At 43.4% G+C, this 12,788-nt stretch carries 13 protein-coding genes; 11 read left to right on the top strand and 2 right to left on the bottom strand.

Translation table 11 applies throughout. The annotated features are described in order from the left end of the window. The first annotated feature begins 63 nt into the window (after positions 1 to 63). From ACM5QX_RS19835 to ACM5QX_RS19795, 9 genes are all read left to right on the top strand, one after another. The gene (locus tag ACM5QX_RS19835) at positions 64 to 1,332 is read left to right on the top strand and encodes a flotillin family protein (RefSeq protein WP_414755072.1); all 1,269 of its coding nucleotides are present in this window, start codon (positions 64 to 66) and stop codon (positions 1,330 to 1,332) included. 338 nt (positions 1,333 to 1,670) lie between these two features. After that, positions 1,671 to 3,128: a DNA phosphorothioation-associated putative methyltransferase gene (locus tag ACM5QX_RS19830; RefSeq protein WP_414755071.1), complete on the top strand. Its 1,458-nt coding sequence runs from the start codon at positions 1,671 to 1,673 to the stop codon at positions 3,126 to 3,128. 53 nt (positions 3,129 to 3,181) lie between these two features. Next, entirely contained in the window at positions 3,182 to 3,415 is a 234-nt protein-coding gene (locus tag ACM5QX_RS19825) for a hypothetical protein (RefSeq protein WP_414755070.1), read from the top strand. Further along, positions 3,412 to 3,645, top strand: a complete 234-nt coding sequence (locus ACM5QX_RS19820; RefSeq protein WP_414755069.1) for a type II toxin-antitoxin system VapC family toxin — start codon at positions 3,412 to 3,414, stop codon at positions 3,643 to 3,645. The genes ACM5QX_RS19825 and ACM5QX_RS19820 overlap by 4 nt, the downstream gene beginning before the upstream one ends. A 292-nt stretch (positions 3,646 to 3,937) precedes the next feature. Next, the gene (locus ACM5QX_RS19815) at positions 3,938 to 5,446 is read left to right on the top strand and encodes an AmpG family muropeptide MFS transporter (RefSeq protein WP_414755068.1); all 1,509 of its coding nucleotides are present in this window, start codon (positions 3,938 to 3,940) and stop codon (positions 5,444 to 5,446) included. Next, positions 5,431 to 5,847 carry an ABC transporter permease gene (locus ACM5QX_RS19810; protein WP_414755067.1) on the top strand — a complete coding sequence of 139 codons (417 nt, stop codon included), beginning with the start codon at positions 5,431 to 5,433 and terminating at the stop codon, positions 5,845 to 5,847. Before ACM5QX_RS19815 ends, ACM5QX_RS19810 begins: the two co-directional genes overlap by 16 nt. 274 nt (positions 5,848 to 6,121) lie before the next feature. After that, on the top strand, positions 6,122 to 6,295 hold the full coding sequence (locus tag ACM5QX_RS19805; protein WP_414755065.1) for a hypothetical protein: 174 nt from the start codon (positions 6,122 to 6,124) through the stop codon (positions 6,293 to 6,295). A gap of 102 nt (positions 6,296 to 6,397) precedes the next feature. Beyond that, positions 6,398 to 6,925, top strand: a complete 528-nt coding sequence (locus tag ACM5QX_RS19800; protein ID WP_414755064.1) for a GNAT family N-acetyltransferase — start codon at positions 6,398 to 6,400, stop codon at positions 6,923 to 6,925. Positions 6,926 to 7,078: 153 nt separating this feature from the next. Continuing rightward, positions 7,079 to 7,837 carry a HEAT repeat domain-containing protein gene (locus ACM5QX_RS19795; RefSeq protein WP_011318229.1) on the top strand — a complete coding sequence of 253 codons (759 nt, stop codon included), beginning with the start codon at positions 7,079 to 7,081 and terminating at the stop codon, positions 7,835 to 7,837. Between the two features lie 120 nt (positions 7,838 to 7,957). Here the strand turns inward: ACM5QX_RS19795 and ACM5QX_RS19790 are convergent, their stop codons facing one another. After that, on the bottom strand, positions 7,958 to 8,365 hold the full coding sequence (locus ACM5QX_RS19790; protein ID WP_414755063.1) for a phosphomannose isomerase type II C-terminal cupin domain: 408 nt from the start codon (positions 8,363 to 8,365) through the stop codon (positions 7,958 to 7,960). Positions 8,366 to 8,616: 251 nt separating this feature from the next. Then, positions 8,617 to 9,963 (bottom strand): PQQ-dependent sugar dehydrogenase, encoded by a 1,347-nt coding sequence (locus ACM5QX_RS19785; protein ID WP_414755062.1) that lies wholly within the window; start codon positions 9,961 to 9,963, stop codon positions 8,617 to 8,619. A gap of 169 nt (positions 9,964 to 10,132) precedes the next feature. Between ACM5QX_RS19785 and ACM5QX_RS19780 the strand changes: the two genes are divergently transcribed. Together ACM5QX_RS19780 and ACM5QX_RS19775 are read left to right on the top strand one after the other, a co-directional pair. After that, entirely contained in the window at positions 10,133 to 10,864 is a 732-nt protein-coding gene (locus ACM5QX_RS19780; RefSeq protein ID WP_414755060.1) for an RNA methyltransferase, read from the top strand. 360 nt (positions 10,865 to 11,224) lie between these two features. Beyond that, positions 11,225 to 12,733, top strand: a complete 1,509-nt coding sequence (locus tag ACM5QX_RS19775; RefSeq protein WP_414755059.1) for a serine hydrolase — start codon at positions 11,225 to 11,227, stop codon at positions 12,731 to 12,733. The last annotated feature ends 55 nt before the right edge of the window (positions 12,734 to 12,788 follow it).

Raw genomic sequence — 12,788 nt, 5'->3', positions numbered from 1 at the left:
GGGATTGGGGTAGGCACTAATTACCAATTACCACTAACAACTAACAACTGACAACTAACAATTATGGAAATTATCGCTTTACTTTTAGGAATTTTTGGGACTGGAACCGCCGCAGGTTGGTGGGTGATTCGGAACTTGTACTATATTTGCCAGCCTAGCGAAGTGCTGATTTTTGCAGGGAGTCGGACTCAGATTGATGAGAGGCGATCGGTTGGTTATCGCTTGGTGAAAGGTGGTAGTAGTATTCAAATCCCTCTGTTAGAAAAAACTTTCCGCATGGATTTGACTAACATGATTATTGAATTGAAGGTGTCTAACGCCTACTCAAAAGGTGGGATTCCTTTAACGGTGGAAGGAGTGGCGAATATTAAAATTGCTGGTGAAGAACCGACAATTCACAATGCCATTGAGCGACTGTTGGGTAAAAGTCGCAAAGATATTGAACAACTAGCCAAGGACACATTGGAAGGTAATCTGCGGGGGGTTTTGGCGAATCTCACACCAGAACAGGTAAACGAAGATAAAATCACCTTTGCTAAGACTTTGTTGGAAGAAGCTGAAGATGATTTAGAAAAACTGGGATTGGTACTAGATAACCTACAAATCAAGAATATTTTTGATGAGGTTCTTTACCTAGATTCTATAGGACGCAAACAACAAGCAGAGTTGCTACGAGATGCGCGCATAGCTGAAGCCGAAGCGAAAGCCCAAGCGATAATTAAATCTTCAGAAAATCTCCGCATTACAAAACTCAGACAAATTGAACGGGATTTGCAAATTGCCAAAGCCGAAGCAGAACGGAGAGTTAGAGATGCAATTACCAAACGCACCGCAGTGATTGCAGAGGTAGAATCGGTAGTCAATTCCCAAATTGCCAAGGTGCAGGCAGAAGTAGCAGTGCAAACTGAACGCATCATTCAAGTAGAAAACCAACTACAAGCCGATATAGTCGCCCCAGCCGAGGCAGAATGTCAAACAGCGATCGCTCAAGCTAAGGGAGATGCTGCCAAAATCATCGAAGAAGGCAAAGCCCAAGCCGCAGGAACCCAGCGCCTAGCAGAATCCTGGCAAAATGCAGGCGCATCGGCGCGAGAAATCTTTATCTTCCAAAAACTCGAACCATTATTAAAAATGATGGCTACGGGAGTACCTGAGGTACAAGTAGAAAATTTAACTGTGATTGATGCGGCTAATGGTGGTGGTGTACCTAAAATAGCCTCGTTAATTGAGCAGTTGCGTCAAACTACTGGTGTTGATGTTGCTCAAGTGATTAATCAGCTCAAGTCTGATAGTAAAAATGGCAAGGTTGGATCAAATTTGGATCAAGGTTAATGGTCAAGATTTAACCAAACAAATTCTCTTAACTTCAGCAAGAAGACCTGTTTCCAAAACAAATAGGTTTTAACTTTAACTACAAATTGAGCAAGTTGCTCGACTCGTGTGTAAACTCACATATTGTATGCTCATGAATTTTCAACTTTGAATTCCCCGGAGGGGTACGGGGAAGCAAACTAGACTTAAGTAAGCTATTACGCTTTGAAATTACACATCTACTTGTATGGTTTGTAGACTGCTAACAGTTGACAGTTGAGCTTTAGCAGTCAACAGCTAACACTAAAAGATGTGCAAGTTAAAGTAAGGGCAGCTTATCCCGTAGATAAGGGGTTATTATGGCCGAAACGGTAGAAATCGAACGTCATCGAGCCGCGATCGCTCGGACTGAAATCTCTCGTCCTGTACGATTGGCTATAGAATGGGCAATCCTCAACCCAGACACGGTTTTTTTTGACTACGGCTGTGGTTATGGTGGTGATGTGCAACGTGTAGCTAATCTTGGCTACACCAGTACAGGTTGGGACCCGTACTACTACCCTGATGCAGCCATTAACCCCGCCGATGTGGTGAATTTGGGTTACGTCCTCAACGTCATCGAAGACCAAGAAGAACGCCGCCAAAGCCTCATTCAAGCCTGGGAACTCACCCGCAAAGTTTTAATTGTCGCGGCGCAAGTATTAATTAACGCCCCTAGTAAAGCCCAACTGGCTTACAGTGATGGTATTGTCACCAGCCGGAATACTTTCCAAAAATATTACGAACAACAAGAACTGAAAAAATATATCGATGAAGTTTTAAACGTTGATGCAGTACCAGTCGCCCTTGGCGTTTATTTTGTCTTCCGCGATGAAGCCGAAAAAGAAAGTTTTAAAGCCATCCGTTTCTTTTCTCGCACCTCTACACCGCGAGTCCGCATTCCTGTCAAACGGTTTGAAGACTATCAAGAACAACTCGCACCCCTTATGGCATTTTTCACCAAACGGGGTAGACTGCCAATAAAAGGAGAACTAGCCACCGCACAAGAATTACTGAGCGAATTTGGGAACTTCCGCCGGGCTTTCGCAGTTGTCCTGCAAGCCACCGATGAGGCAGAATGGGATGCGATCGCCTATCGTCGTTCTTTAGATATTCAAGTTTACCTTGCCCTCACCCACTTTGATCAACGTCCCAAATTCTCCCAACTAGCGCCAGAAATGCGCCACGACATCAAAGCTTTCTTTGGTAGCTACGAGGAAGCTTGTAATGTCGCCGACCAAAAACTTTTTAGTTTAGGTAAACCAAAGGTAGTCCAAACAGCTTGCGAAAAAAGCAAAGTAGGTAAGCACACACGGGGTGCTTTATACGTCCACGTTTCTGCATTAGCAGCCCTCGACCCGTTGCTACGAATTTACGAAGGTTGTGCAAGCCGTACCATTGGGCGTGTCGATGGAGCTACGCTCATCAAATATTACACTGACCAACCGCAAATATCCTATTTGTTCTATCCAGAATTCGACACAGACCCCCACCCCTCCTTAAAAGCCAGTATCACAATTGACTTAAAAACACTGTATGTAACTCACCGCGACTATAGCACCAGAGCCAATCCACCCGTCCTGCACCGTAAAGAAACTTTTGTTACTCCCAACTATCCCCTGTATGAACAATTTGCTAAACTCACCCAACAAGAGCAGGAATTAGGATTGCTCAAGCAGAAAAGTGAAATTGGCACTCGTGAAGGTTGGGAAAAATGCCTTGCAGCTCATGGTGTGGAAATTAGGGGACATGAAGTTTATGTGATTCAGAAAGATTAAGGAAAAGCTGATGATTGTGGAAGCTATTAACACCATTCAAAGGACAAACAATTATGCAAAGTATTAATATCCGATCTCATGTTGGTGCAGATGGGATTTTACATCTTGATATTCCCGTAGAAATGGTCAATACAGAAATTGAAGTGACAGTAACTATCCAAGAAGTTTCGCCACAAAAACGAGGCTGGATGCCTGGTTTCTTTGAAGAAGTAATTGGGGGTTGGGTAGGAGAACCACTAGAACGACCAGACCAAGGAGAATATGAAACTAGGGAGCAGATATTTTGACTTATCTTCTCGATACAAATGTCTGTATTCGTTTAATCAATGCTAGTAACACTGTGGTCATCAATCGTCTTGCAAATCAACAGCCAGAGGATATTTTTATTTCTACTGTAACCCAATTGGAACTTTATTACGGTGCTTACCGCAGTATCTGTAGGGTGGGCATTGCCCACCAAAATCACGATACGGTGGGCAATGCCCACCCTACGTATATTTCAGAAATCAAATACTAGTCCTATATAACCCAATTGGAACTTTATTACGGTGCTTACCGCAGTTTAAAAACTGAGAGTAATCTAGAAATATTAGAAAGATTTTTTAGTCAATTTAATTTTAAATTTTAAATTTTGAATTTTGAATTTATTTATATTGGTCACACACAATACGCGAGAATTTAGTCGGATTAATGGACTACAGCTTGAAGATTGGGAAGAATAATGTCAATTTTTTTCAAATTATGAAATCACACTGTAACTATGGCAATATAACGGCAATGCGCTCTGGTGAAAAGGAAAAGTATAAACGATGAGAGAAGTTCAAGCACTGCGACAAGCCTTTCAAAGTCGCAAAATGGGAGCGCTACTACTGCTAGGTTTTGCATCTGGGTTGCCGTTGTTCTTGACTAGTAGAACATTGCAGCTATGGATGCAGGATGCCAAAGTTGATTTAGGCAAAATCACCTTATTTGGGTTGTTGGCTTTGCCTTATTCCCTGAAATTCCTGTGGTCGCCCTTATTAGATAGATTTGTCCCACCACTTTTAGGAGCTAGACGGGGTTGGTTAATATGCACCCAAATTGGGTTAACATTAGCGATCGCTGCCTTAGCATTACAACAACCATCTCAAAGTGACCAAGTACTGCAAATCCTGGCTATCAACTGTCTCATCATTACTTTTTTGAGCGCTACCCAAGACATCGCCGGAGATGCTTACCGTACCGATATTTTAAACCCCCTCGAAGCTGAACCAGGTGCATCAGTTTGGGTGCTAGGCTATCGCATCGCCTTGTTTATCACCAGTTCCCTAGCGATAGTTTTAGCCGACTATATTCCTTGGAATGGCGTTTACTTACTCATGGCTGTTTTCATGGCGGGGAGTATTCTCACTACCTTGTGGTCGCCTCCAGAACCCGCAACCCGCAACGAAACCGCACAATATGCGCCTATATCTGTTAAGGATGTTATTTTTATCGTCTTAATCACAGTCCTAGTTGCTGGATTAATTGGCGGTGTTTTTGTTGGGTATATTGCCCTGCCTGTATTTTATTGGTTATTGGCGAGTTTAATAATTGCTTGGATTGTTTCATCCTTGTTATTACCCATAGAACTCTTAGGAGAAGTCACAGAAGATAGTCCTCCCCAGAATTTGCAAGCCGCGATTTTTCTACCCTTCAAAGAATTTTTTCACAGATTTGGCTTAACTCAAGCCGGCATTATCCTGATTTTCATCATCCTTTATAAACTAGGTGACTCCCTAGTAGGTATTACCGCCAACTTGTTTTTGCGAGAAATTGCCTTTACCAAAACTGAGATTGGGGCAATTCAGGCTGGTATCGGCTTTATTGCCACAACTATCGGCGTATTAGCCGGTGGTGTCATCATGACAAAAATCCACCTCAATCGCAGTTTGTGGATCTTTGGTATTCTTCAATTACTGAGCAACTTAGGTTATTATGCACTAGCCATTGCTGGCAAAAATTATTCGCTTCTAGTCTTGGCAGTGAATATCGAAAACTTCAGTGCAGGATTAGTCACGGTTGCTACAGTGGCGTTCTTAATGAACCTTTGTAACCATCGCTTTACTACTACTCAATTCGCTTTATTCTCTAGCTTAATGGCTATTAGTAGAGACGTTTTATCTGCACCAGCAGGAGACTTGGCTAAAGCCACAGGCTGGCCGGCATTTTTCTTGCTCACCCTAGCAGCAGCATTACCTGGATTGCTGCTTTTGCCTGTTGTCGCCCCTTGGAACCCTAAACCAGTGGCAATAAATAGACCAGGACTTGATGACGAGGATTTATGGGAAACCAAGTAGTGATTATCGTCGGCACATTTATTCTTTTACTCACAGGTTTGTTACTCGGCTATGTTCTTTCACAGTTGGTTCTAGGTTTTTTAGCCTTCAACCTCCTAACCTTTTTCGGAACAGTCAGCCTGATTTTGATTTTTGGCACTCTATATTATGTATTGTTCTGGCAATTGAAGCGAGAACAGACGCAAGTAATACCCGCAGAACTGCCCACTCAGATAGAAACACAAACGCAAACCACAACAATACCCGAAAATCATCTCAAAAATAAACTCATTTCCCGATTATCCGGTGATGTAGAAGCAGCAGAACGATTAATAGACCAAGCAAGGCAAAACTATCCAGGGATGCCAGACAACTGGTACTGCGAGAGAGTCCTTGACGACCTAGACCGCGACACTCGTTAATTACGTATGAAACCGAAAAATCAAAGGTTTAGACAAGGGTATAGGGGTGTAGGGGAGCCAGTTGCGTGGGCGGGTTTCCCGACTTGAGCAAACTGGCGTGTGTAAATATTTAAAACTCTTACCCCCTTACACCCAGTCTCAACAGACAACCTGGGTGCGTAAGTCCTGAATCTTTGGTTTGTCATGCCCAAATATAGCTAAAATAAGTCAAGTAAAATTTACAAATCTTTGATTAGGTCGTCTCATAACGCCTGATCTAATGACAAATCAAAATATGGCTATATTCAGACAATACATCGCCCCCTTACTAGTAGTACTAGTGTTTATATTTGCCCTAGTAGCAGTCAGCGCCCGCATCTTTTTACCCTCAGACATGGCAGCCCCAGCACCCATTGAAGAGGTAGGTGTCAGTCTTATACCAGTTAGCGATTTTCCCGTAGCCCTGTGAGGAAGTAGAGGATTAGGGGAGAAAAAAATTCAAAATTCAAAAAAAAGAGCAGGGGAAGCAAAGACGAATAACTATGGACTATGGACTAATGACCAATGACCAATGACTACTTATCATATTCGACGCGGCTCAACCTTGGAGCGATCGCAACTCGTCAAATTCCTCCAGCGTACTTACCAAGAGTTGTTCCCCCAACAAACAGACTTTGCCCATCTAGCAATTACAGTTGAGCAATATTTCTCTAAAGACACACCTTTGTGGTGGGTCGATTTTTCTGGTGAGGAATCAAGGGCAGAATTAGGAACCATAACACGGGTAGAGTCTTTGAATATCTCCTCCCCTCTACTCCCTCCTGCCTCTTCTCCCGTAGCTTGCCTGTGGATGGGAAATGCGATAGATCAAATTAAAGGCGATCGCCATGCTCATATTTTTTTGCTGTACGTCGTCCCAGAACATCGCAGACGCGGGATTGCTACAGCATTAATGCAATATGCAGAGAATTGGGCAAAGCAAAGAGGCGATCGCCAAATCGCACTACAAGTATTTCAATCCAATCCCCCAGCCATAAATCTTTACAATCACTTAGGTTATCAAACCCAATCCCTTTGGATGGTAAAGAAAATTAATTAGTCAACAGTCATCCATTAACAGTCTTACTAATTCCAAATTCATCGCGTGTGAGATGGATCAGAAAGTGTACAATTATTGAACCCATAACAACAAAGTTTTAAATAATTAGCACGGGGGGTTTATATAAATCTCACTCGCGCGTGCAAGAGAAATATGTATGACGAAGAAGACCTAAGCCTACTCGATATCGAGGAGGAGTTAGAAAGCCCCTTAGATAAGATAGAACCAATTACGGCTGAGTCAGAAATACCAAAGCCTGACCCAGATGAAATGCTAGCGCTTCTAGACAATCCGCAACCACAAAAACGGATGCTCGCAGCTCGTGCTTTTTGCGATATCGAAGACTCACGCGCTACGCCAATTTTGATTCGTCTTTTGAGTGATAACTGTCCTTTGGTACGAGTGAGCGCATCCTATGGCATTGGGCGAAATCCCAGCGCAGATGCAGTTGAACCCTTAATTGCCCAACTGTATCGGGATTGGAATGGCTATGTCAGGAAAGGTGTTGTTTGGGCATTAGGTAACTGCCGCGATCGCCGTTGTTTAGCACCCTTAGCCGATGCTCTCAGAACGGATATTTCCGCCGTGCGCCTTTGGTCTGCTAGCGCCTTAGCCCAAATGACAGGAGTTAGCTATGAGGCGATCGTTGGCGCAATCCCACCACTAATTGAAGCACTAGTTCAAGATACAGTAGCCGCCGTGCGGAGTAACAGCGCGTGGTCAATTGGGCAGTTGTGTAAAGAACTGCCTTCTAACATAGTTTATGCCACAGCGATCGACGCTTTAATTCAAGCCTTCGCCGAAGACAAAGACTTAGGCGTACGCGAAGATGCTAAAGCCTCATTATTGGGTGTAGGCGACCCCCGTGGGTTGCAGTTGATTGAAACCTTAGAACAAGAAGGTTGGTTTTAGGGTGTAAGGGTGTAAGGGTGTAGGGGTGTAAGGGGAAGATAGAAAAGACCAATAACAACTGACTATTGACTCATAGAACTCCCCAATCCCCAATCCCCAGTCCCCAATCCCCAATCCCCACTACTTATTCTCAACCCCAGGCTTAACTAAATTTAAGTCATAGGGACGCTCAGTATCGTCCTCCCCTAAATATTCCCCATTTTGAATTTCTAGAATTACTAATGGGATAGACCCTGGATTCTCTACTTTATGTAGTGTTGCTGCTGGTACATAAGTTGACTGATTACGACCTAGTAAAACCTCATCATCACCACAAGTCACCTTAGCAACACCAGAGACCACCACCCAATGCTCATTACGGTGATAGTGGATTTGGGGTTTAATACCATGTCTAGGCTTGATTTCAATGCGACTAATTCTATAGCTCTCTCCCTCTTCTATTACCTCCACATTACCCCAGTAACGTAAACCTGAATGTGAGGAAGAATCATTGGCATCTAACTGCCCATTGTTTTCACTCTGAGTCATAACCAAACTTCTCAGCTAAAAGATTATTAATGTTTTCAGGTAATCTAACTTAAACCAGAGAAAACTAATACCAATTCAAAATTCAAAATTGGGAAAGCCAAACGGAATAAGGGTATGTCCGTATGTATCTGTCGCATTCTTATTTCAAATTGGTATAAGAATTTGATGATTACTACTGCTCTCAGTTTACTCTAGGCCATAAATTGTATCTAAATTTAAAGATGGAATAATTCCTGTTTTTTCTCCAATCTCTAATCCCCCGTATACTGAATTCGGTAAATGCGATCGTTTGCTTCTTCTGTGACTAATAGACTGCCATCAGGTAATACAAGTAAGCCCACAGGTCGCCCCCAAGTGGTTGGTACATCAGGGTCTAGCATAAATCCTGTGAGAAAATCTTCATAGTAACCTTGCGGTCTTCCTTGGCTATTAAAGGGAACAAATACTACTTTATATCCAGTACCGCGATCGCGATTCCAAGAACCCCGAAAAGCCACAAAAGCACCGTTACGATATCTTTGAGGAAAAGTTTTACCATCATAAAATTGCAAACCCAAAGCGGCTGAGTGGGCTTGAAATAATATATCCGGTGTACGAGTACGCGCTGCTAAATCTGGACGCTTACTGCGATCGCCAGTCTTTTGTCGGGGGTCGAGATTTTTAGGTGTAAAGTAGGCATAAGGCCAGCCATAAAATTCATCCTGGCGAATTCGTGTCAGGTAATCTGGAACTAAATCATCACCAATTCCATCCCTCTCATTCACCGTAGTATAAAGTTCTTTAGTCACAGGATGAAAGTCAAGACCAACAGGGTTACGTAAGCCAAAGGCAAAAGTCTGCTTTTGGGAACCATCCAAATTCATCACCTGTACAGAAGCCCTTGGTAGTTCTTCTTCATCCACATTGGAACGAGAACCAACGGAAACATATAGTTTATTACCATCTGGTGATGCTACAACATTACGAGTCCAGTGTTGATTGTAACCACCACCAGGGAGGTCAGCAATTTTTTTACCAGTACCAGTGAGTTGTTGCTGTCCTTTGGTGAAAGGAAACTGTAAAACCTCATCAGTATTACCTAAAAAGAAGGCATTACCAGCAAACGCCATCCCAAAGGGAATATTCAAACCATTGTCTTTGCTAGCAAAAGTCTGGCGGACATCAGCTACCCCATCGCCGTTAGTATCACGCAATAAACGAATCCGGTTTTGTCTAGTTTCCGTCACCAATACATCACCACCGGGAGTTAAAGCTAGCCAACGCGGTGCATCTAAACCCTCGGCAAAAACGTTAACTGTAAACCCGGCTGGGACTTTCAGAACTGGTTTTTGGGGAATCGGTACAACTCGCGGGGCTTTAGATGCACTATCTGTAGCAAAGGGTGCTGGTAAATTCTGTAAGTCAATGCGGATGGGTGTAGGTGAAAATGTTTCTGTAGGGATAAGGTTTTTCCCTTCTGTCGGATTTTGTGCCAATTGAGCCGCAGACGTGGATGCTTCTTGTGGTGGGGAATTATCTAATGAGGCGCTAGTCTGGTTACAAGCTGCTGCGGTGATGAATAGAAACACAGACAGCACAAAAAGCCCAGAAACCTTCATGATGGTGCGGATATATACACAACCTTCTTAATGTAGGCTAGAAATTTAATCATTGTCGCCCATCACAAGTGCGATTTTTGTGAATCAATTTTTTATGTACAGTTTCCTAAAGCTACTATCATTGATGATATTTAACCAATAGGTCAACTGAGATAGTTGGAGGTAAATAATGGGATTGGCTGGTGTAAGAGTTGTGTTGGTAGAACCAGCCGGGCCATTGAACGTAGGTGCGATCGCCAGAGTGATGAAAAATTTTGGTTTAGCACAGCTAGTATTAGTTAACCCCCAATGCGATCCACTGTCGGAAGAAGCAATGAGAATGGCAGTCCATGCCAAAGAAATTTTAGAATCTGCTATCACAGTCCCAACTTTACCAGAAGCCTTACATGGATGTGTGCGGGCGATCGCCACTACAGGCCGCGATAATGATAGGGGTCTAACGCTAGAAACCCCCAGAATAGCTCTACCTTGGTTATTAGAAGCAACCAGTCAACCTTCAGCATTGATTTTTGGCAGAGAAGATAGGGGTCTAAGTAATGAAGAATTAATTTACGCCCAAAGATTTATTCGCATTCCCACCAGTCCCGATTATCTGTCTTTAAATCTGGCTACAGCTGTCGGGATCTGCTGCTACGAACTAGCACAAAATCTAACACCCCCTGAAACTCAAACAATCAGCGAAACTGAGTTTGCATCTTTAGAGTTTATGGAGGCCTACTATCAACAATTAGAATCCTTACTACTAAGAATTGGCTATTTATACCCTCATACAGCAACCAGTCGGATGGAAAAATTTCGCCAACTGTATAACCGTGCCTATCTGCAAACTCATGAAGTGGGTATGCTTCGCGGCATTCTACGACAAATAGAATGGGCAATTGACAACCAGCGTGATGTGTAGTTCGTAATTATGCCCGAAGACATTGTTTCCCAATTTGGTATAATTCATTGTCTAATATCTACGCAAGTATTCCCCAAAATATTTAATATGGCTTAAACTAAACACAAAAATGTTACTACTAATTAGGGATTGGGTACTGGTTACTGGGGACTGGAAAGAGGTTAGTTCAAGTCTATAGATTTGCTCATAGTTCCTATCCATTATTTTCCTGATAGGGAAAAACCTACAACCAAAGGATGACAATGTTTCTTTCCCAATTCCCAGTCCCTAATCCCCAATCCCCAATTCAACCAGCCGATGGCGTAAGTTTTGAATCGGGAGTCGGCAGAAAACAATTTGAGTGGGTCACAAGGAGTGGTAGTGTCAGAGTCAAGTGACAAACTAAGAGATTTTTCGCGGCGACAACCCGCCAACCGCCGCCAGCGATCGCGTAAAGTCCAAAAGGTAGAATCAAAAAAAGTCAAAGTTCCTAACCAGCAGCGCGCTGGTGCTGGTGCAGCAGTCATCACCCGCTCTAATAATAATGCTGTACCTCCCCCTGTTGCTGTTGGAGGTCGCAGACCCAAACAAGGGTTGGTTATGCCTAGTGTAGTCAAACCCATCCCCACAGCCAAAGGGCCGATACCCCCCTTCAACCCCAACAATGTAAAAGTCAGAACAGTACGAGTGCAGAAGCAGCCGATGTCCCAAATCGGTAGACGAGTATCACGCAAGACCAGATTAAAGCCAATGGCCAGAGCCATTTTGTATGCTATACGCTTATTAATTGTCGGAGTGGGTATTGGTGCGATCGTCGGTACAGTTTTGTCGGTTTTAGACCCCGCCACTCGCATGGCTCCTGTTTCTACCCCATCGAATACCAGCAACCCAGGACAAACTCAGTCAAAACCTACCCCAACAGCAGGTTTATACTTGACTCAAGAAATTACCCCTCTCAAAAATGTTGTGCAGCAATTGGCTACTGCTAATCCTAACCTCAGCCCTGGGGTCTTTTTGGTAGATTTAGACACAGGAGGTTATGTAGATATCAATGCTGCTAATGCTTTACCTGCCGCTAGCACAATTAAAATCCCGATTCTTGTCGCTTTTTTCCAAGATGTGGATGCTGGCAAGATCCGCTTAGATGAAGTGCTGACCATGCAACAGGAAATGATCGCAGGGGGTTCAGGAAATTTTCAATACAAACCAGCCGGAACTCAATATCCTGCCTTGGAAGTTGCTACGAAAATGATCACTGTTAGTGACAACACAGCTACTAATATGCTGATTGCCCGACTGGGAGGTATGGAAGCACTCAATGAGCGTTTTCGTAGTTGGGGATTAACAAGTACAGTGATTCGCAATATATTACCAGACCTACCAGGGACAAACACCACCAGTCCCAAAGAGTTGGGAAACATTATGACTATGGTAAGTCAGGGTAATTTGGTGAGTATGCGATCGCGTGATCAAATTCTCGATATCATGCGTCAGACAGAGCGAGATAATCTCCTACCCTCTGGCTTAGGCGCAGGTGCCAGAGTATACCATAAAACTGGTGATATCGGTACTATGTTGGCAGATGCTGGGTTAATTGATACACCCACAGGGAAGCGTTATATAGTTGCTGTCATGGTACAACGCCCCAATAATGATCCCCGTGCGGAAAAACTTATTAGCTCAATTTCTCGTGCGGCTTACCAACAGTTTAGCCAAAGTGAGCCAACGCCTAGTAATACGACTAGTAATCTACCCACAACTGCTTATCCTTCACCAATCATGGCTTCTCCAGCCACCAACACACCCATAAATCCATCAATTGCCCCTCCCATATCTAATAGTTATCCCGCTCCAGTGATGAATCCACAATATTACCCACCAACTAGATAAGTGGCTCGCCTTTCCATGAGCCTTAACAACTTGATTAGGGAACACCAAAATAGGA

This window comes from Anabaena sp. CCY 9910, assembly GCF_963920875.1.
GTDB lineage: Bacteria > Cyanobacteriota > Cyanobacteriia > Cyanobacteriales > Nostocaceae > Trichormus > Trichormus variabilis.
This window is presented reverse-complemented; position numbering and strand designations above follow the sequence as displayed.

Coding starts and splice junctions, on each gene's coding strand:
- ACM5QX_RS19830 (WP_414755071.1), top strand. CDS start 1,671: ATGGCCGAAACGGTAGAAATCGAACGTCATCGAGCCGCGATCGCTCGG.
- ACM5QX_RS19785 (WP_414755062.1), bottom strand. CDS start 9,963: ATGAAGGTTTCTGGGCTTTTTGTGCTGTCTGTGTTTCTATTCATCACC.
- ACM5QX_RS19795 (WP_011318229.1), top strand. CDS start 7,079: ATGTATGACGAAGAAGACCTAAGCCTACTCGATATCGAGGAGGAGTTA.
- ACM5QX_RS19805 (WP_414755065.1), top strand. CDS start 6,122: ATGGCTATATTCAGACAATACATCGCCCCCTTACTAGTAGTACTAGTG.
- ACM5QX_RS19835 (WP_414755072.1), top strand. CDS start 64: ATGGAAATTATCGCTTTACTTTTAGGAATTTTTGGGACTGGAACCGCC.
- ACM5QX_RS19800 (WP_414755064.1), top strand. CDS start 6,398: ATGACTACTTATCATATTCGACGCGGCTCAACCTTGGAGCGATCGCAA.
- ACM5QX_RS19825 (WP_414755070.1), top strand. CDS start 3,182: ATGCAAAGTATTAATATCCGATCTCATGTTGGTGCAGATGGGATTTTA.
- ACM5QX_RS19790 (WP_414755063.1), bottom strand. CDS start 8,365: ATGACTCAGAGTGAAAACAATGGGCAGTTAGATGCCAATGATTCTTCC.
- ACM5QX_RS19815 (WP_414755068.1), top strand. CDS start 3,938: ATGAGAGAAGTTCAAGCACTGCGACAAGCCTTTCAAAGTCGCAAAATG.
- ACM5QX_RS19780 (WP_414755060.1), top strand. CDS start 10,133: ATGGGATTGGCTGGTGTAAGAGTTGTGTTGGTAGAACCAGCCGGGCCA.
- ACM5QX_RS19810 (WP_414755067.1), top strand. CDS start 5,431: ATGGGAAACCAAGTAGTGATTATCGTCGGCACATTTATTCTTTTACTC.